This window comes from Actinocorallia aurea (genome assembly GCF_054783995.1).
The window spans coordinates 276,890-295,885 of the sequence record NZ_BAAGPQ010000002.1 but is presented as its reverse complement, the minus strand read 5'-3'; the positions used below and the strand labels follow the sequence as shown (position 1 = coordinate 295,885).

Annotated in this window: 19 protein-coding genes; 13 read left to right on the top strand and 6 right to left on the bottom strand. The window is 72.0% G+C overall.

Annotation, left to right across the window (positions count from 1 at the left end; translation table 11 throughout):
- Positions 1-44 precede the first annotated feature (44 nt).
- From pdxR to ACYVOM_RS01580, 4 genes are all read left to right on the top strand, one after another.
- On the top strand, positions 45-1,442 hold the full coding sequence (gene pdxR / locus ACYVOM_RS01595; RefSeq protein WP_460301370.1) for a MocR-like pyridoxine biosynthesis transcription factor PdxR: 1,398 nt from the start codon (positions 45-47) through the stop codon (positions 1,440-1,442).
- Between the two features lie 181 nt (positions 1,443-1,623).
- On the top strand, positions 1,624-3,231 hold the full coding sequence (locus tag ACYVOM_RS01590) for an AMP-binding protein (protein WP_460301369.1): 1,608 nt from the start codon (positions 1,624-1,626) through the stop codon (positions 3,229-3,231).
- A gap of 54 nt (positions 3,232-3,285) precedes the next feature.
- Positions 3,286-5,016, top strand: coding sequence for an AMP-dependent synthetase/ligase (locus tag ACYVOM_RS01585; protein WP_460301368.1), 1,731 nt, complete (start codon positions 3,286-3,288; stop codon positions 5,014-5,016).
- A 44-nt stretch (positions 5,017-5,060) separates the two neighbouring features.
- The gene (locus ACYVOM_RS01580; protein WP_460301367.1) at positions 5,061-5,870 is read left to right on the top strand and encodes a class I SAM-dependent methyltransferase; all 810 of its coding nucleotides are present in this window, start codon (positions 5,061-5,063) and stop codon (positions 5,868-5,870) included.
- A gap of 58 nt (positions 5,871-5,928) precedes the next feature.
- Here ACYVOM_RS01580 and ACYVOM_RS01575 read toward each other — a convergent pair whose 3' ends face one another.
- On the bottom strand, positions 5,929-6,645 hold the full coding sequence (locus ACYVOM_RS01575) for an IclR family transcriptional regulator (RefSeq protein WP_460301366.1): 717 nt from the start codon (positions 6,643-6,645) through the stop codon (positions 5,929-5,931).
- Positions 6,646-6,724: 79 nt separating this feature from the next.
- Between ACYVOM_RS01575 and leuC the strand changes: the two genes are divergently transcribed.
- The 4 genes from leuC to ACYVOM_RS01555 all read left to right on the top strand — a co-directional run bounded on the left by leuC (position 6,725) and on the right by ACYVOM_RS01555 (position 9,664).
- Entirely contained in the window at positions 6,725-8,122 is a 1,398-nt protein-coding gene (gene leuC, locus ACYVOM_RS01570) for a 3-isopropylmalate dehydratase large subunit (RefSeq protein ID WP_460301365.1), read from the top strand.
- 39 nt (positions 8,123-8,161) lie between these two features.
- On the top strand, positions 8,162-8,749 hold the full coding sequence (gene leuD / locus ACYVOM_RS01565) for a 3-isopropylmalate dehydratase small subunit (RefSeq protein WP_460301364.1): 588 nt from the start codon (positions 8,162-8,164) through the stop codon (positions 8,747-8,749).
- Positions 8,750-8,956: 207 nt separating this feature from the next.
- Entirely contained in the window at positions 8,957-9,214 is a 258-nt protein-coding gene (locus ACYVOM_RS01560; RefSeq protein WP_460301363.1) for an SCO5555 family protein, read from the top strand.
- Positions 9,215-9,385: 171 nt separating this feature from the next.
- Positions 9,386-9,664: an HU family DNA-binding protein gene (locus ACYVOM_RS01555; RefSeq protein WP_460301362.1), complete on the top strand. Its 279-nt coding sequence runs from the start codon at positions 9,386-9,388 to the stop codon at positions 9,662-9,664.
- A gap of 105 nt (positions 9,665-9,769) precedes the next feature.
- Here ACYVOM_RS01555 and ACYVOM_RS01550 read toward each other — a convergent pair whose 3' ends face one another.
- The gene (locus ACYVOM_RS01550) at positions 9,770-9,970 is read right to left on the bottom strand and encodes a hypothetical protein (protein WP_460301361.1); all 201 of its coding nucleotides are present in this window, start codon (positions 9,968-9,970) and stop codon (positions 9,770-9,772) included.
- A 10-nt stretch (positions 9,971-9,980) separates the two neighbouring features.
- The gene (cofC, locus tag ACYVOM_RS01545) at positions 9,981-10,628 is read right to left on the bottom strand and encodes a 2-phospho-L-lactate guanylyltransferase (RefSeq protein WP_460301360.1); all 648 of its coding nucleotides are present in this window, start codon (positions 10,626-10,628) and stop codon (positions 9,981-9,983) included.
- A 271-nt stretch (positions 10,629-10,899) separates the two neighbouring features.
- Between cofC and ACYVOM_RS01540 the strand changes: the two genes are divergently transcribed.
- From ACYVOM_RS01540 to ACYVOM_RS01530, 3 genes are all read left to right on the top strand, one after another.
- Positions 10,900-11,907: an NAD(P)H-dependent glycerol-3-phosphate dehydrogenase gene (locus ACYVOM_RS01540; RefSeq protein WP_460301359.1), complete on the top strand. Its 1,008-nt coding sequence runs from the start codon at positions 10,900-10,902 to the stop codon at positions 11,905-11,907.
- Positions 11,908-11,971: 64 nt separating this feature from the next.
- Complete coding sequence (locus tag ACYVOM_RS01535; protein WP_460301358.1) at positions 11,972-13,249, top strand: trans-sulfuration enzyme family protein; 1,278 nt, start codon at positions 11,972-11,974, stop codon at positions 13,247-13,249.
- A gap of 33 nt (positions 13,250-13,282) precedes the next feature.
- Positions 13,283-14,383 carry a D-alanine--D-alanine ligase family protein gene (locus ACYVOM_RS01530; protein WP_460301357.1) on the top strand — a complete coding sequence of 367 codons (1,101 nt, stop codon included), beginning with the start codon at positions 13,283-13,285 and terminating at the stop codon, positions 14,381-14,383.
- A 48-nt stretch (positions 14,384-14,431) separates the two neighbouring features.
- On the opposite strand, the gene ACYVOM_RS01525 is transcribed toward ACYVOM_RS01530, so the two are convergent.
- A complete protein-coding gene (locus ACYVOM_RS01525) occupies positions 14,432-16,357 on the bottom strand; it encodes a beta-propeller domain-containing protein (RefSeq protein ID WP_460301356.1) in 1,926 nt (641 codons plus the stop codon).
- Positions 16,358-16,544: 187 nt separating this feature from the next.
- Between ACYVOM_RS01525 and ACYVOM_RS01520 the strand changes: the two genes are divergently transcribed.
- Positions 16,545-17,150, top strand: coding sequence for an acetamidase/formamidase family protein (locus ACYVOM_RS01520; protein WP_319812724.1), 606 nt, complete (start codon positions 16,545-16,547; stop codon positions 17,148-17,150).
- 16 nt (positions 17,151-17,166) lie between these two features.
- Here ACYVOM_RS01520 and ACYVOM_RS01515 read toward each other — a convergent pair whose 3' ends face one another.
- Complete coding sequence (locus tag ACYVOM_RS01515; RefSeq protein ID WP_460301355.1) at positions 17,167-17,649, bottom strand: DUF3515 domain-containing protein; 483 nt, start codon at positions 17,647-17,649, stop codon at positions 17,167-17,169.
- On the bottom strand, positions 17,646-17,879 hold the full coding sequence (locus ACYVOM_RS01510) for an Lrp/AsnC family transcriptional regulator (protein WP_460301354.1): 234 nt from the start codon (positions 17,877-17,879) through the stop codon (positions 17,646-17,648). Before ACYVOM_RS01510 ends, ACYVOM_RS01515 begins: the two co-directional genes overlap by 4 nt.
- Before the next feature lie 104 nt (positions 17,880-17,983).
- Between ACYVOM_RS01510 and ACYVOM_RS01505 the strand changes: the two genes are divergently transcribed.
- Positions 17,984-18,883, top strand: a complete 900-nt coding sequence (locus ACYVOM_RS01505) for a thiamine-phosphate kinase (protein ID WP_460301353.1) — start codon at positions 17,984-17,986, stop codon at positions 18,881-18,883.
- Positions 18,884-18,996: the final 113 nt, after the last annotated feature.

Here is an 18,996-nt window from a genome sequence, read left to right as displayed (position 1 = left end):
AAGACCACTTTCCCGCGCAGCAGCCTTCCCGACACGGAGCGCCCATGGCCCGGACCCATGCCGACCTGCCCGTCCTGCTCGACCGCGCCTCGGCCGAGCCCCTGCGCGTCCAGCTCGCGGGGGTGCTGCGCGCGCGGATCCGGGCGGGTGCGCTGCCCGCGGGCGAGCGGCTGCCCTCCAGCCGCGCGTTCGCCGCCGACCTGGGCGTGAGCCGGACCGTCGTCACCGAGGCCTACCAGCAGCTCTACGCCGAAGGCTGGCTGGAAGGGCGGCACGGGTCCGGCACATACGTCGCGGAGGTCGGCTCCAGAGCACCCGAGCCGACGCCTGCGCCGAGGCCCGAGTCGGCGCCGCAGCGGCCGGCGTACCTCAGCCGAGACGAGGCGCGCGCCCTCGGGCTGATCGACCTCAGGCCCGGCGGCCCGTGGATCGGCGACGTGGGGAGTGCCGCGTGGAAGCGCGCGTGGCGGGCCGCCGCCGCGCATCCGCCGGGCGACGACCCCGACCCCCGCGGGCTGCCGCGCCTGCGCGCCCTGCTCTGCGACCACCTCCGCCGCGCCCGGGGCGTCGCCGCGGGACCGGAGAACGTCATCGTCACCCGGGGGACGGGCAACGGCCTCGACCTCGTGGCCGCGCTCCTGGCGGCCGGGAGGCGGGCGGGCGTGGAGAACCCCGGGTACACCCGCGCGCGGTCGATCCTCGCCGCGCGCGGCGCCGAACCCGTCGCCTGCCCGGTCGACCGGGACGGGATCGTGGTGGAAGGGCTGCCCGAGGACCTCGCCCTGCTCTACACGACGCCCGCGCACCAGTACCCGCTCGGCGGCCGGCTGCCCATCGCCCGCCGGGAGCGCCTGCTGGAGTGGGCGAGACGGACCGGCGCGCTGCTCGTGGAGGACGACTACGACGCCGAGTTCCGCTACGACGTCGCGCCCTTGCCCGCCCTGTACGGCCTCGACCCCTCCCGGGTGGTCCTCCTCGGCACGCTGTCGAAGACGCTCAGCCCCGATCCGGGCGTCGGCTGGATCGTCGCGGCGCCGGAGACCGCGGACCGGATCGCGGAGCTGCGCCTCGACCTGGTCGACCGGACCAGCGTCCCGGTGCAGCACGCGATGGCCGAGCTGCTGGAGCGCGGCGACCTCGACCGGCACCTGCGCCGGATGCGCCTGGAGTACGCGCGCAGGCGCTCCCTCGTGGTGGAGGTCCTCGGCGACCGCGTCACCGGCGGCGCCACGGGCCTGCACGTCATGATCCCGCTCGCCGAGGAGCGCCTTCCCGAGGTGCGCGCCGCCGCGCGCGGGCGGGGCCTGCTCCTGGACGACACCCGCCGCTACAGCCACGCGCCCCACGCGCACCACGGCCTCGTCCTCGGCTACGCGACCCCCCCGATGAGCGCGCTGCGCCGGGGCTGCGAGATCCTCGCCGCACTCCTGCCCGACGGCTGACGGTCCGGAGCGCGAGGCATCGGCAGCGAGGCATCGAAGGGGAGGCATCGACGGGGAGGCATCGGTCCGGAACATATTGACGGGAGTGGTCCTGGTCACCCTAGGGTGAGACCCGCCTTCAAAATGACCGGTAAGCGATGATTTACTACCCCGCAGAGCTTACGAAGGGGGACAGCACCGGATGTCTGGGTTGGATCTGGCGAACCTGTTCGAAGCGATCGCCGCCGCGATCCCCGAGCGCGAGGCGGTGGTCTGGCGCGGCACCCGCCGCACGTTCGCCGAGACCGCCGACCGCGTGCGCCGGCTGGCCCGCGTCCTGGAGGCCCGGGGCCTCGGCCGCACCGGCGAGCCCGCCGAGGCCTGGACGTCCAACCACGACCACCTCGCCCTGTACCTCCACAACGGGCCCGCCTACCTCGAAGGCCTCGTGGGCGCGCACCGGGCCAGGGTCGCCCCCTTCAACGTCAACTACCGGTACGTCGACGACGAACTCGTCTACCTGTTCAACGACGCCCGCCCGAAGGCGATCCTCTACCACGCGGCCTTCGCGCCCGTCCTGGAGCGCGTCCTGCCCTCCCTGGCGACCGCGCCGCTGCTCCTCCAGGTGGCCGACGACTCGGGCAACCCGCTCCTGCCCGGCGCCCTCGACTACGAGGACGCCCTCGCCGCCGCCCCCGACGGCGCGCCTGAAGCCGCCCCCGGAGCCGACGACCTCCACATCCTGTACACGGGCGGCACCACCGGCATGCCGAAGGGCGTCCTGTGGCGGATCGAGGACCTCGTCGAAGGCCCCCTCGGCATGCTCCGCAAGGACGGCGGCCACTACGCCGGGAACGAGGAGATCGTCCGGATCGCCGCGGCCCGCGAGGCCGCGAAGGTCCTCGTCCTGCCGCCGATGATGCACGGCTCCGGCACCTGGACGGCCCTCGGCGGCTGGCTCGGCGGCGCGACGGTCCTCATCCCCGATGCCGTCGACAGGTTCGACCCCGTCGCCACCCTCGACCTCATGGAGCGCGAGGGCGCGACCCGCATCCCGGTCGTCGGCGACGCGTTCGTGCGCCCCCTCGTCGCCGAGCTGGAGCGCGCGCCGCGCGACACCTCCCGCATCCGCCACCTCATCAACTCCGGCGCGGCCATCAACCCGGCCACCAAGGCGCGCCTGGCCGAGCTGATGCCGCACACCAAGATCTTCGACGTGGTCGGCTCGTCCGAGAGCGGCCTGCACATCACCCGGTACGGCACCGCCGACAGCGCCTTCCAGGCGACGCCCGGCGCGGTGGTCGTGAGCGAGGACCGCACCCGCCTGCTCGCACCCGGCGACGACGAGCTGGGCTGGCTCGCCAAGGGCGGGTCCATCCCGCTCGGCTACCTCGGCGACGGCGCCAAGACCGCGGCGACCTTCCTGGAGATCGCCGGCCGGCGCTGGGTCCTGCCGGGCGACCGGGCGCGGCACCTGGCCGACGGCAGGATCGAGATGCACGGCCGCGACTCCATGACCATCAACACCGGCGGCGAGAAGGTCTTCGCCGAGGAGGTCGAGGCGGTCGTGCGGGCGGTCCCCGGCGTCGCCGAGGCGCTCGTGCTGGGCCGCCCGTCCGAGCGGTGGGGCACCGAGATCGTCGCGGTCGTCAGGCTCACCGCGGACCTCTCCGACGACGAGCTGCGCGACGCCTGCGCGGCCCGCCTGGCCCGCTACAAGATCCCCAAGACGTTCGTCCGCACCGACCGCGACCTCCGCCTGCCCAACGGCAAGGCGGACTACGGCACGGCCAGGGCGCTCACCAAGTAGGCCTCCGCCGCACGACCGCACCGCACAGCCCCCTACCTCCCCGGGAGCCCGCCCATGTCCCACCCCAAGACCCTCGTAGAGGCGTTCCAGAACACGGTCGCCGAGATCCCCGACGAGGTGGCCCTGCGCACTCCGGGCGGAGCCCAGAGCTACACGTGGGCGGAGTACGCCGCCAAGGTCGAGCGGATCGCGCGCGCGCTCCACAGGCTCGGCATCAGGCCCGGCGACCGGATCGCGCTGATGCTCACCAACCGCCCGGAGTTCAACTTCGTCGACACCGCGGCGCTGCACCTGGGCGCGATCCCGTTCTCGATCTACAACACCAGCTCGCCCGAGCAGATCGCCTACATCATCGGCCACGCCGGACCGAAGGTGGCCGTCGCCGAGGACCAGTTCATCGCGCGCCTCACCGAGGGCGGCGCGGCCTCGCTGGACCACCTCATCAACGTCGCCGACCTGGACGGCCTGGAGCCGGACGAAGAGTTCGACTTCGCTTCCGCGTGGAAGTCGGTCGACGCCGACGCCGTCATCACCCTCATCTACACCTCGGGCACCACGGGTCCGCCGAAGGGCGTGGAGACCACCCACCGGGCGGCCCTGGCCAACGCCGTCGGCCTCGCGCACGACTTCGAGGTCCGGCGCGGAGACCGCGTCACCTCCTACCTGCCGTCCGCGCACGCGGTCGACCGGATGGCCTCGCACTGGCTGCACATGCTGCACGGCACGGTCGTCACGTCGGTCGCCGACATCACCCAGATCCTCGGCGCGCTCGGCGAGGTCCGCCCGACGGTCTGGGCCGCGGTGCCGCGCGTCTGGGAGAAGATGAAGAACGGCATCCAGAGCCTGCTGGCCGCCGCCGACGACGACAAGCGCAAGGCCGCCGAGTGGGCCTTCGAGGTCGGCCTGCGCAAGGTGCGCCTGGAGCAGGCGGGCGAGGAGGTGCCGGCGGAGCTGGCCAAGGAGTACGAGCTCGCCGACCAGCTCGTCTTCGCCACGATCCGCCAGCTCCTGGGCCTCGACGAGATGCGCTACGCCTTCTCCGGAGCGGCCGCCGCCCCGAAGGAGACCCTGGAGTTCCTTCTCGCGATGGGCCTGCGGGTCGTCGAGGCCTGGGGCATGACCGAGGTGACCTCGGTGGCCATCTCCAACCCGATCGACGCGCCCCGCATCGGCACCGTCGGCAGGCCGCTGAAGGGCATCGAGGTCAAGATCGCCGAGGACGGCGAGCTGCTCGTGCGCGGGGCCTGGGTGATGAAGGGGTACCGGGGCGACCCGGAGAAGACCGCCGAGGCGATCGACGCCGAAGGCTGGCTGCACACCGGGGACGTCGCGACGATCGACGCCGACGGCTACGTCACCCTGATCGACCGCAAGAAGGAACTGATCATCAACGCGGCGGGCAAGAACATGTCGCCGACCAACATCGAGAACACGATCCGGGCGCACAACCCGCTGCTCGGCGGCATCATCGTGGTCGGCGACGGGCGGCCCTACAACGTCGCGGTGTTCTCGCTCGACCCCGACGCGGCCGCCGCCTACGCCGCCGCGAACGGCCTGCCCGCCGACCCGGAGGTCCTGGCCAAGGAGCCGGCGATCCTCACCGTCGTCCAGGAGGGCGTCGAGCAGGCCAACGCGAAGCTGTCGCGGGTGGAGCAGATCAAGAAGTTCGCGATCGTGGGCGGCTACTGGGAGCCGGGCGGCGACGAGCTGACCCCGACGATGAAGCTGCGCCGCAAGCCCATCCACGAGAAGTACGCCGCGGAGATCGACCACCTGTACGCGTGACGTTCGAGTGGCACGTTCGTTACTGAGGGTGTACGAATCGTGGCATGGCCTTCACGCAGCGTCAGCGATCGAGTCTTCTGTTCCAGGTAGGGCACGCGATGCGCAATCCGTCGCGCATCCGGCCCTACCTGACCCGGTACGCCCGCGATCTCGTGCTGCGCGCGGGCGCGCCGGACCATGTCGCCTATTACCGCGAGGTGATGCGCGCGGAGGTCGCCGACAAGAGCCCGTTCGACGCGGTCGGCAGCCCCAGTCACGGGCACTGGCTGCGCAACGGGCGCCGCCAGTTCGAGTACCTGCGCGCGCACGGCCTGATGCCGGGCCACACGGTGCTGGAGATCGGCTGCGGGAACCTGCGCGCGGGCTGGCGGATCATCCGCTATCTGGACACCGGCGGGTACCACGGGATCGACATCTCGCCCGACATCCTGCTCGCCGCGGGCGACACCGTCGTCCAGTACGGCCTCCAGGACAAGCTGCCGCATCTGATGCTGGTCGCCGATCTGACGTTCTCCGGCCTTCCCGACGATCACTTCGACGTGATCCACGCGCACAGTGTGTTCAGCCACACCCCGATCGAGGTCATCGACGAGTGTTTCGCGCACGTCGGCCGGGTCATGCGCGCGGCGGCCTTCTTCGACCTGACCTTCGACCGCACCGAGCGGACCGACCACCAGGTCCTCCAGGAGGACTTCTACTACCGCACCGACACCCTCGTCGCCCTCGCCGAGGCGCACGGCCTCCACGCCCGCCTCATGGACGACTGGGAGGCCGGCCCGTCCCCCCACAGCAAGCTCCGCCTGACGAAATCGGCACCGGTGCCCGAGCCCAGACGGGAGAGCACCCGGGAGTGATCGGGCTTCCCGGCGAAGCCGGGCCCTCGAACGCCCGATCACCGCGTCGGAGGCGGCGCTAGGAGGAGCGCCGCATGGACTCGGAGATCTTCTCCGCGGCGGCGACGACGGGGCCGGCGTGGACGCGGCCGGGGGAGCGGGTGAGCCGTTCCAGGGGGCCGGAGACGGAGATCGCGGCGATGACGCGGCCGCCGCTGCCGCGGACGGGGGCGGAGACCGAGCCGACGCCGGGCTCGCGCTCGCCGATGGACTGGGCCCAGTTGCGGCGGCGGACGGAGGCGAGGGTCGCCGCGGTGAACTTGGCGCCGCGCAGGCCCCGGTGGAGCCGGTCGGGCTCTTCCCAGGCGAGCAGGATCTGCGCCGCGGATCCGGCCGTCATGGGCAGGGACGCGCCCACGGGTACCGTGTCACGGAGGCCGCTGGACCGTTCCGCGGCCGCGACGCACACGCGCACGTCGCCCTGCCGCCGGTAGAGCTGGGCGGACTCGCCGGTCAGGTCGCGCAGCTGCGTGAGGATCGGCTGGGCCAGGGCCAGCAGCCTGTCCTCGCCCGCGGCGACCGCGAGTTCGGCGAGGCGCGGCCCGAGGATGAACCGGCCCTGCGTGTCGCGGTGCACGATCCTGTGGTGCTCCAGCGCGACGGCCAGCCGGTGGGCCGTGGGGCGGGCCAATCCGGTGGCCGTGACGAGCTGGGCCAGCGACGCGGGGCCGGCTTCGAGGGCGTTGAGGACGAGAACTGCTTTGTCCAGTACGCCGACTCCGCTAGAGTTGTCCATACCTCGATATTGCCGTCTCGATAGATGAGACGCAACTCGAAGGTAGATGATGAAGATCTCAACGGAGAGAGGTGCACCGATGGGCCGCACACTGGCCGACAAGGTTTACGACGCACACGTCGTGCGTCGGGTCGAGGGCGAACCCGACCTCCTCTACATCGACCTGCACCTCGTCCACGAGGTCACTTCGCCCCAGGCCTTCGACGGCCTGCGGATGTCCGGTCGCAAGGTCCGCCGCCCCGACCTGACGATCTCCACCGAGGACCACAACGTCCCGACCCAGAACATCGACCAGCCGATCGCCGACCCGGTGTCGCGCACCCAGGTCGAGACGCTGCGCAAGAACGCCTCGGAGTTCGGCCTGCGGCTGCACCCCATGGGCGACCGCGGCCAGGGCATCGTGCACGTCATCGGCCCGCAGCTGGGCCTGACCCAGCCCGGCATGACCGTGGTCTGCGGCGACTCCCACACCTCCACGCACGGCGCGTTCGGCGCCCTCGCGCACGGCATCGGCACGTCCGAGGTCGAGCACGTCCTGGCCACCCAGACGCTGCCGCAGATCAAGCCGAAGATGATGGCCGTCAACGTCGAGGGCGCGCTGCCCGAAGGCGTCACCGCCAAGGACCTGGTGCTGGCGATCATCGCCGAGATCGGCACCGGCGGCGGCCAGGGCTACATCATCGAGTACCGCGGCCAGGCCATCCGCGACCTGTCGATGGAAGGCCGCATGACGGTCTGCAACATGTCCATCGAGGCGGGCGCGCGGGCCGGCATGATCGCGCCGGACGAGACCACCTTCGCGTACCTGGAGGGCCGCGAGAACGCGCCCAAGGGCGCGGACTGGGACACCGCGGTCGCGTACTGGAAGACCCTGAAGACGGACGACGACGCGGTCTTCGACAAGGAGGTCACGATCGACGCCTCCACGCTGACCCCGTTCGTCACCTGGGGCACCAACCCGGGCCAGGGCCTGCCGCTGGGCGCCTCGATCCCGTCGCCCGAGGAGTTCTCCGACCCGATCGAGCGGTCCGCCGCCGAGCGCGCGCTGGAGTACATGGGCCTGGAGGCCGGCACCCCGCTGCGCGACGTCAAGGTCGACACCGTCTTCGTCGGCTCCTGCACCAACGGCCGCATCGAGGACCTGCGGGCCGTCGCCGACGTCCTCAAGGGCCGCAAGGTCGCCGAGGGCATGCGCGCGCTGATCGTCCCCGGCTCCGTCGAGGTCAAGATCCAGGCCGAGGCCGAGGGCCTCGACAAGGTCTTCACCGAGGCCGGCGCCGAGTGGCGCGAGGCGGGCTGCTCGATGTGCCTCGCGATGAACCCGGACAAGCTGACCGCGGGCGAGCGCAGCGCGTCCACCTCGAACCGCAACTTCGAGGGCCGGCAGGGCAAGGGCGGGCGCACCCACCTGGTCTCTCCGGCCGTGGCCGCCGCCACCGCCGTCAAGGGCCGCCTGGCCGCCCCCGCCGACCTGTAGCCGCACGGTCCGCACTTTCCTCCGGAAGGGGATCCAACGATGGAGAAGTTCACCGTCCACACGGGCCGCGCGGTGCCGCTGCGGCGCAGCAACGTCGACACCGACCAGATCATCCCGGCCGTCTGGCTGAAGATGGTCTCGCGGACCGGCTTCGACAAGGGCCTGTTCTCGGTCTGGCGCGAGGACCCGTCCTTCGTGCTGAACAACCCGGTCTACGAGGGCGCCTCGATCCTGGTCGCCGGCCCCGACTTCGGCACCGGCTCGTCCCGCGAGCACGCGGTGTGGGCGCTCCAGCAGTACGGCTTCCGGGTCGTCATCGCGCCCCGCTTCGGCGACATCTTCCGCAACAACTCCACGAAGATGGGCCTGCTGCCCGTCATCCTGGACGAGAAGATCGTCGAGGAGCTGCAGTCCGCCGCCGAGGCCGACCCGCAGACCGAGATCACCGTCGACCTGGAGGCCCGCGAGGTCCGCTGCGGCGACCTCACCGCCTCCTTCGACCTGGACGACTACACCCGCTGGCGCCTGATGGAGGGCCTGGACGACATCGGCCTGACCCTCCGCCACGCCGAGGACATCACCGCCTTCGAGGCGGCCCGTCCGTCCTGGCTGCCCGTCACCCAGTAAGTCCGGCGCAGCCGCCAGACCCCGGCCCGCACCAAGGCCGAGAGATGGGCGGGCGCACACCAACGCGGCCGCCGCACGTCCGAGCGCGCGCCCTCCGAACGCACTGTTTCGGGGGGCGCGCGTCCGTGTTCTGGGCACATGCCCTGTTCTCCGGCCTTTCCGGGCCCGCGCGGACCGCTCCCGCGGGGCGGCTGCGACAATTGCCCCATGGGTGCTGAGGATGACCGGTCTGGACCGGCCTGGGACGACCCGCTCCTGATGCTGCTCGCCGCTCAGCTGCGCACCGCCCACCAGCGGATCTCCCCCCTGCCGCGGGAGACCAGGCGACGGCTGCACCGGCAGCTCCTGGCGATCACCGACCTCGCCAAGCGCGATCACGAGCTCGCCGCACGCCGGCTGGGCGCGTTCCTCGACGACATGGACACCGGCCCCAGCCACATGGACAGCGGCTCAGGTCACCCCTGAAGCCGCCCCTGAGCGCTGACGACTTTTCCCAACGAATCACCATAAGCAGGGCGATATCTGCCTTTGGATTCGCCCATGACATGGGAAAACTCGCGACAAGGTGATTGTGCGGGTCGTGCGATGCCCTTAGTTTCGGGGGCGCAACGGGGGAAGGCCGGAGGAGTAAACCCTATGAACAAGCGTGAGCTGGTCGACGCGATCGCCGAACGGCTGAACGGCAGCAAGAAAGAAGCCGCCGAAGCCGTCGAGGCGTTCCTTGACACGATCCAGACGACGGTCGCGAAGGGGGAGAAGGTCGCGATCACCGGATTCGGTTCGTTCGAGAAGGCGCACCGCCCCGCCCGTACCGCGAGGAACCCCGCCACGGGCAAGACCATCGAGGTCGCCGCGACGTCGGTGCCCAAATTCAAGGCCGGTGCCGACTTCAAGAACCTGGTCGCCGGCAAGTAGAGGACCGACGCGAAGACGCCCGCACGGCAAGAATGTGCGGGCGTCTTCGTCCGTCCAGGGGCGGGCGCGTCCAGGGGCGGCGGGCACCGGGTGGCGTGGCCCGGGTCAGGGGAGCGGGAGCGTCGACAGGGTGATCGCGGTGACGCGGGAGCCGTCGTGGGCCAGGTTCACCCGCTGTCCGAAGCGCAGCAGGCGCAGCCCGCCCGCGGCGAACGCCTCGGCGTCGAAAGCCAGCTCGCTCCCGTCGTCGAGCAGCACGCTGCCCGAGGCGGTCGCGGTGTCGAAGTCCCTCACTGTGCCCTGCATGGCAGCCACCCTAGCCGGGGGAGCCCGCCAGGATCCGGGACGCGACGTCGGCGGTGCGGGGGCCCACGCCCAGGGTGAGGGCGGCGCGCAGGTCGTCGAGGGTATCGACGTCGGTGCGGAGGCTCCCGAGCTCCGGGCAGGGCAGCTCGACGGCTCCCTGCGCCAGATGACGCGCCCGTGACGGCCCGCCGAAGGCAGGAGAGAACGGGACGCCGGGGGACGCGGTGTACAGGACGGTGCCCGTGGACGCGATGTCGGAGAGGAACGCCTCGGGAAGGTCCGCGGCCAGGGAGAGCGCGTAAGAGAGGTCGTCGGGGCGCAGTGCGGGAAGGTCGGCTTGCAGCGCCGCCCGGGGCACGGTCGGGCCTACGGCCTCGGCGCCGCGCCGCAAGGCCTCGTTGAGCCCCTGCGGCGGGCCTTCGGGCAGCGTACGGGCGCCCAAGGCGGCGAACTCGGCGGCGGCCGAAGGATCTCCGGTCACCACCAGCACGTCGGCTACCGCGGCTCCGCGCAGCGCCGCCTCCACGGTGTCGAGCGCCACCGCGAGCGCGAGCGCGGCGCGATGCGCTCCGGCCGCCCCGGCCAGCCGGGACTTGCCGAGCATCGGGGGCTTCACCGGGACGATCAGGGTCCAACCGGCGACGACGGTGTTCGACATACAAGGACGACATTAGGGTGTCGCGGTCGGCTCGCCGCGGCCAGCCCGCCGGGAAGGCCCGGGCTCCGCAATGGCCGATGTGCGCCAGGGTCGGCGCGGAGGCAGGGGTGAACAGGTCGACCTGACCGGCTTATGCGGACGCGCCCCCCGACGCCGATACCCTCAGAGCGGCGGCGGTGAGATCATGCGGAAGATCACGGCGCTGCCGGACGGGCCAGTGCGAGCGGGAGCCGTCCGAAAGACCGTACGTCCATGAGGAGCGTAGACAGACGTGACGCGCGTTGCGGTGATGGGAGCCGGGTCCTGGGGGACCGTCTTCGCGAAGGTCCTGGTGGACGCCGGGAGCGACGTGGTGCTGTGGGGGCGCAGGGCCGAGGTCGTCCGTGAGATCGACGAGCGGCACCAGAACAGCGAGTACCTGCCGGGGGTGTCCCTGCCCGAGGGCCTGCGCGCCACCACCGACGTGGCCGCGGCGCTGGCGGGCGCGGAGTTCGTGTGCCTGGCCGTCCCCGCGCAGACGCTGCGCGAGAACCTCGCCGCGTGGGCGCCGCTGATCCCCGAGGACGCGGTCCTGGTCAGCCTGATGAAGGGCATCGAGTCGGGCACCAGCCTGCGCATGTCCCAGGTGATCACCGAGGTGCTGGGCTGCGGCCCCGAGCGCGTCGGCGTCGTGTGCGGGCCGAACCTCGCGCCCGAGATCGCCCGCGGCGAGCCCGGCGCGGCCGTCGCGGCCTGCGCCGACGAGGAGACCGCGCTGCGCCTCCAGGCCGCCTGCATGAACCCGTACTTCCGCGTCTACACCAGCACCGACGTCATCGGCTGCGAGGTCGGCGGCGCGGTGAAGAACGTCATCGCCCTGTGCGTCGGCATCGCCACCGGGCTCGGCTTCGGCGACAGCACCAAGGCGATGCTCATGACCCGCGGCCTCGCCGAGATCATCCGGCTGGGCGTGGTGCTCGGGGCGCAGGAGCCGACGTTCGCGGGCCTCGCCGGGATCGGCGACCTCGTGGGCACGTGCATCTCGCCGTTCTCCCGCAACCGGACCTTCGGCGAGAACCTGGGCCGGGGCATGACGCTGGAGGAGGTCATCGGGGTGACGAAGCAGACCGCGGAGGGCGTCAAGTCGGCCCGCCCCGTCCTCACCCTCGCCCGCGAGCACGCCGTGGAAATGCCGATCACCGAGGTAGTCGCGGCGGTCATGCACGACGGCGTGCCGATCGAGGAGGCGTACCTCAAGCTCATGTCGCGCTCCCCCAAACCCGAGCGCTACGGGGTCTAGCCACCGAAAGCACACCCCGCGCTCACGTGTCGTGACATCATGGTCGCGATGAGTGAGAGAGTCGATGACTGAGCGGCCCCGGGGCGAGAACACCCGGGCCGTCCAGCTTCCCGAGCCGCCCGTGCCCGCCCAGCGGCCGGTAGGGCTTCCCGTCTACCGCACGAGCGCCTTCGCCTTCTCCGGCGCGGCCGAGCACGCCGATCTCGTCCACGACGGCGGCGGCTACCTCTACGGCCGCATCGACAACCCCACCAGCGACGCGTTCGCCGATGCGGTGGCCGCCCTCGAAGGGGCGGCCACCGCGGGCGTCGGGGCCCAGGCCTTCGCCTCCGGGATGGCCGCCGTCAGCGCCGTGCTGCTCGCCTTCACCCGGTCCGGAAGCCATGTCGTGGCCCCGCGCGCGCTGTACGGGGGCGTGTACGAGGTGCTCGCCGGGCTGATGTCCCGGTTCGGGGTGACCGCCGACTTCGTCGACTTCACCGATCCCGAGCGGGTCAGGGCGGCACTGCGCCCGGCGACCCGGCTGGTGTGGGCCGAGGCGCTGTCCACGCCCGCGATGGAGGTCGCCGACCTGCCCGCGCTCGCCGCGGTCGCCCGCGGGCACGGCGCGCTGTTCGCGGTGGACTCCACGGCCGCCACCCCGGTCCTGTGCCGTCCGCTGGAGCATGGCGCGGACCTCGTCGTCCACTCGGCGACCAAGTACCTCGGCGGGCACGGCGACGCCGTGGGAGGGGCCGTGGCGGGACGCGCGGAACTGGTGGCCGAACTGCGGCGCGTCCGGGTCGCCACCGGCGCGGTGCTCGGCCCGGACGAGGCGTTCCTGCTGCGCCGGGGCCTGGAGACGCTGCCGCTGCGGGTGCGCCGGCAGTGCGACACCGCCTCCCGGTTCGCCGCCGCGCTGGCCCGGCATCCCGCGGTCGCATCCGTGGCATATCCGGGGCTGCCCGGACATCCCGGGCACGCCCTGGCGCGCCGCATGTTCGACCGCGGCCCCGAGGGCACCCGCTTCGGCGCGCTGGTCACCGTGACCCCGCACGGCGGCCGGGAGGCCGGGATCGCCCTGTGCGACGCGCTGCGCCTGGCCCGTCCCGCGACCTCCTTCGGCGGCACCCGCACCACCGTCGCGCACGTCGGAACCACCGCGCTGACCGGCCGCGACGACGCGCTGCTCGCCGGAGGCGGGGTGGCACCGGCCGCCGTCAGGTTCTCCATCGGCCTGGAGGACGCCGAGGATCTGATCCGGGACGCGGTCGAGGCCCTCGACACGCTGGCCGCCGTCGCCCACTCTGGAGGTGCGACGTCCGGGGCCGGGTGTCTCAGCGAGGAGGCCGTGCCCGGCTGACAGGCCGCCGAGGGCGATAGAGTCGGAACCATCATGCCGGAAAAGATCACAGTCGCCGTGGTGTTCGGCGGCCGAAGCTCAGAGCACGCCATCTCCTGCGTCACCGCGGGCAGCGTCATGGCCGCCATCGATCCCGACCGTTACGAGGTGCTGCCCATCGGCATCGCCCGCGACGGACGCTGGGTCCTCGCCCGCGACGAGCGGCTGGCGATCAGCGACGGCGCGCTGCCCGAGGTCTCCGGGCAGGGCCCAGCGCTCGCGCTGCCCTTCGACCCGGACGCCTCCGGCCTCGTCACCATCGAGCCCCACGAGATCCCGCGGGCGCTGGGCAAGGTGGACGTGGTCCTGCCCCTCCTGCACGGGCCCTACGGCGAGGACGGCACCATCCAGGGGATGCTGGAGCTGGCGAACCTGCGCTACGTGGGCGCGGGCGTGCTGGCCAGCGCCGTCGGCATGGACAAGGCGTTCATGAAGCTCGTCTGGCAGGCCCAGGGCCTGCCGGTCGGCCCGTACGTGATCATCACCGACCGCGAGTGGCGGCTGGAGCGCGACCGCAAGCTGGACGAGGTGAAGCAGCTCGGCTGGCCCGTGTTCGTCAAGCCCGCCCGCGCCGGGTCCAGCATGGGCATCTCCAAGGTGAGCCGCGCCGAGGACCTCGTCCCGGCGATCGAGGCCGCGCGCGAGCACGACCCGAAGCTGATCATCGAGTCGGCGGTCGAGGGCGTCGAGGTCGAGTGCGGCGTCCTCGAAGGCGTGGGCGACGGCCCCAACGAGGCGAGCCTCCCGGCCGAGATCGTCATGATCGGCGAGCACGACTTCTACGACTTCGAGACCAAGTACCTCGACGGCACCTCGCGGCTGGAGATCCCCGCGACGATGCCCGCCGAGGTCGTCGAGCGGCTGCGCGCCACCGCCGTCCGCGCGTTCGACGCGCTCGGCTGCGAGGGGCTCGCGCGGGTGGACTTCTTCGTCACGCCCGAGCACGAACTCGTCCTCAACGAGATCAACACCATGCCCGGGTTCACCCCGACCTCGGCGTTCCCGCAGATGTGGGCGGCGACCGGCCTGGAGTACTCCGCACTGGTCGACCGGCTCATCCAGACGGCGCTCGCCCGCCCGCTCGGCCTGCGCTGAGGCCCGGCGGCCCGCCCGGACGCCTGAGGGCATCCGGGCGGCCTGCGCTCAGTTCTCGGGCAGGACGACCCACGCCCGGGACTTCAGGGTGGCGGCGTCGGAGATCCGGAAGCCCGCGTTCGAGAAGGTCCACAGGGACCCGTCGATGTAGAGCGCGCGGCTGATCTGCTGGTACCTCCTGGGATGGGCGATCTCGCCCAGCCGGGTGATCTTCTCCGGCGTGACTGACAGGACTAGGGCCTTGTCGTCGGCGGGCAGGACCGTCAGGCCTGTCTGCGGCCAGTACAGGAACGCGTGGGCGTCGTACTCGACGGCGGCCATGTACGTGTCCTCCAGGTGGAGCCGGGACAGGCGGGCGGGCTCGTCGCCGGAGACGTCGAACAAGGACGCCTGGAACCCTTGGGACCTGCCTTCGCGGTCCGCCTCCCGGCCTATGCCGAGGAGCCGCCCTTCGGCCGTCGGGTGCAGGTAGGCGGAGTAGCCGGTGATCTTCAGCTCGCCGAGGGCGCGCGGTGCGGCCGGGTCGGAGAGGTCGAGCGTGTAGAGCGGGTCGACCTGCCGGAAGGTGACGACGTAGCCCCGGTCCCCGATGAAGCGCACCGAGTAGATGCGCTCGTCCTTCCCCAGCCCGCCGAGCGCGCCGAGTTCGCTCAACTCGGCGCCTTGCGTGGACAGGATGTGGACGCTGCTCTCCTCCTGCGACGCGTCGGTGACGGCGACGCGGAGGTTCCCTTCGTGCTCGGACAGCGAGTACTGGTTGAGCAGCAGGCCCGGAACCTCTCCCGAGCCCGTGTAGCGCGGCTCCTGCCCGTCGAAGGCGAAGCGGTGGACGCGGGTGCTGGGGGCCTCGGAAGACACCGGACGCGTCAGCTTCGACGGCTCCCAGTCGTAGAAGGCGTCTCTGTTGGTGGTCTCCGTGACGTACAGGCTGTCGGCGGTGCCGTAGACGGTCTCTCCGCTGCCGCCGACGACCGTGGAGGCCTTCGTCTCGCCGAGTGGGCGGGCGAGGTCGAATGCCATGATCGTCGTCATGGACAGGCCCTCGGCTTCGGCGGGATGGCTGATCCGTTCGCACGGGACCCGGTACTCCGCGGGGGAGCCGCCTGCCCCGGTGACGGTGTAGGACGGCTGGAACGCTTCCAGAGGCGCTTGCGCGGCCAGCTCGCGGTTGCGGTCGAGCAGCCGGGACTCGGCCTCGTCCCAGTGCCGCATCTGCCGCCTCGTCGGGCGGGGGAGGTCGAGGCGCGGTTCGGCGTTGACGACGAGGCGGGCGCTCGACCCGACCATCCGGGCGTCCACGAGGTTCCCGGGAACCTTCAGCTCGGAGACGATCTGTCGGGTCTTGAGGTCGATCTGGACGGCGTGAAGGTCGAAGTAGGCGTCGTCGTAGTAGTCGTAGGCGATCCTCGGGTCCATCGCGGTGCCGAGGACAAGAACGGTGTCGCCGTGCAGGAACAGCCGGGACCCTCTGCCGAAGCCCTCGGGGAGGTCGATCTCGGCGGCGGTCGCCCCCGTCCCGGCGTCGAGGACGCGCAGTGCGCCGCCGGCGACGAGGAGGACTCGGGATCCGTCGGTCTTGACCTCGTCCGGCTCGTCCACCCCGGCGACGTGCACGTTGGTCGTGGAGTACGCCGAAGGCGTCGGGGCGGAGGCTTTCGCGGCGCCGACCTCGGCCGAGAGGGCGTCCTCCTCCACGATGACCCCGCCGGACATGAGCGTGGGTAGGCCGCCCCGCCTGATCATGGAGCTGTCGAGCCGATAGAAGTCGTCAGACAGGCCGCCGTAGGCGTCGACCCGGGTGACCGCGGTCTTGCGGAGGGAGGTGAGGAGGTCGTCGCACCCCGAGTAGGAGACGAGGGCGATCTCGGGCATCTCCACGGGGGCGTCGGGCGGGGGAGGGGCGGTTACCGCGGAGGCGGCGAGGGCGAGGCCCGGCACGAGGAGGAGAGCGGCCAGGGGGAGGGTGCGTCGCATGCCCGTCCAGACGGACCGCGGTGTCTTCCGCGTTGCTCGGAGCCCTCCTAGGGCGGGTGCCCGGCTGGACACGGAGAGTGAGACGACCCTTACCGTGCTGTAAAAGTAGGGAAACGGGTCCGAAACAGCGCAACGGTGCACTATCACCTTGGCTAGATGTTTCTTCGTTCAGTGTGAAGGGGGCTTCGTGCCGCTCCTGTCGTACGGCGCCCAGACCGTCCCCGGGCACACCCGCTGGCACCCCGAGATCCCCGCCGTGGCCGAGGTGATCTCGGGCGGGTCGGTGCGGATGGAGTGCCGCGGCTTCTGGGGCGCCCGCGAGGCCCTGCTGTGCGGGCCGATCGCCGTCGTCGGCGCGGAGCCCGGCGACGTCATCGTGGTGGACGTCCTCGGCATCGGCAGGGCCGACGGCGGCCCCGCCCTCGGCGCCCATCCCGGGGTGCTCGGCTGCGCCCCCGGAGACGACGCCCTGCCCGTCGAGGTCGAGCCGGACGGGCCGCTCCTGGGCCGGGTGCGGCCCGGCCTGGCCGACTACCAGCCCGTCGCCGCCAGGGCGCTGCGCTCGGCGGCGCTCGCGGGCCAGATCGTCGGCTCCTGCGCCGACGCCCGCCTCACCGCAGGCTCCCGCATCGTCCTGCCGGTGCACGTGCGCGGCGCGAAGCTCTCGGCGGGCGACCTGCACTTCGGCGACGGCTGTACCGCCCTGGACGGCTGGATAGACCTGCGCGTCAACCTCACCAAACGCGGCGTCGAGCGGTTCCACGTGACAGGCCCGCTGTTGATGCCCGCCTGAGGCGGGCTCGCGCAGGCTAGTACTCGCCTTCTGGCTTCTTGGGCAGGGCGCTCAGCGTGGACGTGAACTCGGTGAGCAGCTCGCCCGGGGGGCTTCCGGCGGGCGTGTACTCCTGCGGGATCGTGACCTCGATGTAAGCGGTGCGGGCGACCAGCGTCCACGTGGACGGCCTGTCGCCTTCGGCGGGCAGCCAGTCGAGCCCGTCGACGGTCACCACCCGCTCGATGAGCCCGGAGTCCGGGTCCGCCGGGCGGGCCACCCCGCAGCGCACCGCGATCGCCGGGCTGCCCCACGCCGCGACGTACGGGGACGCGGGATCGGTGTCCCTGCGCTCCTTGCCGTCCACCTTCTCCGGGTAGGACAGCTTCTCGCAGGCCGCCGCGGCGCCCGCGTCGGGCGTCGGGACCGGGACCTGCACGGGGCCGCCGGAGCACCCCGAGACGAGCAGCGCCGTTCCGAGGGCGCAGCAGAGCAGGGCCGGGGTTCTGGGCGGGGTCATAGGTGCACGATAGGACAGGTGAGCGTCCGGGTTATCCCGGGTACCCCCTGGATGCGTGCGACCACGAGCTTGCCCAGGTCGTCCATGTTCGGCGCCTCCGCCTTGACGATCACGTCATAGGGGCCGGTCACGTCGTCTGCTTCGACGGCGCCTTCGAGCACCGAGATCTTCCGGGCCACCTCGGCGGCCCTGCCGACCTCGGTCTGGATGAGGATGTACGCCTGCACCATCGCGTCTCCCCGGCTGTGGGGTGGGAGAAAGAGCGTCCGGGGGTTCACCGTACCTTGGTCATGGCCAGAAGCTGTGAGGGAGGGTCGTCATAGAGATCGGTGAGATGGGCGAGTTCGGCTTGATCCGCAGGGTGACCGCGCGTTATCCGCAGGGACCCCTGGTGGAACTCGGCCCGGGAGACGACGCCGCGGTGCTGCGCGTCCCGGACGGCCGGGTGGTGGCGACCGCCGACATGCTCGTCCAGGACAGGCACTTCCGGCTGGACTGGTCGTCGGCCTACGACGTGGGGCGCAAGGCCGCGGCGCAGAACCTCGCCGACGTCGTCGCCATGGGCGCGCTTCCGACGGCGCTGCTCGTCGGGTTCGGCGCCCCCTCCGGGCTCGACGTGGCCTGGGCCGACGGCCTCAGCGAGGGCCTGCGCGACGAGTGCGCGCTCCTCGGCGCCTCGATCATCGGCGGCGACACCGTGCGCACCCCCGCGATCACCATTGCGGTGACCGCGCTCGGCGATCTGGGCGGCGCGGCGCCGCTGACCCGGTCCGGCGCGCGCCCTGGAGACGTCGTGGCGGTTCGCGGACGCATCGGGTGGGCCGCGATGGGGCTCGCGGCATTGGAGGCCTCCTCGGCGGCCTCAGGGCCGTTCGTGGAAGCCCATCGCCGGCCGGAGCCGCCGTACACCGCCGGCGGGGAGGCACGCGTGCTCGGCGCGACCTCGCTCGTCGACATCTCGGACGGCCTCGTCCAGGACCTCGGGCACATCGCGCGGGCCGGCGCCGTCCGGATCGCGCTCGACTCGGCGCGGATGCCGCTCGACCCCGGCGTCTCCCTGGAGGCGGCCCTCACCGGCGGCGACGACCACGCCTTCGCGGGAACGTTCCCACCTGGGGTCGAACTACCTGCGGAATGGCGGGTGATCGGGGAGGTCGCGGAAGGGCGGCCGGGCGAGGTCGGCGTCGACGGCCGGGAGTACACCCGGGGCGGCTGGGACCATTTCGGTGCGTGAGCGGTATTTCGCGAATCTGAGAGTTCTGTAAAAAGAAGACGCTTGGTCGAGGTCGCGTTGCCCATCCGGTAGGCGCGCTTGGTGGGCTTTTGGTATACATCCCAAGAACGAAG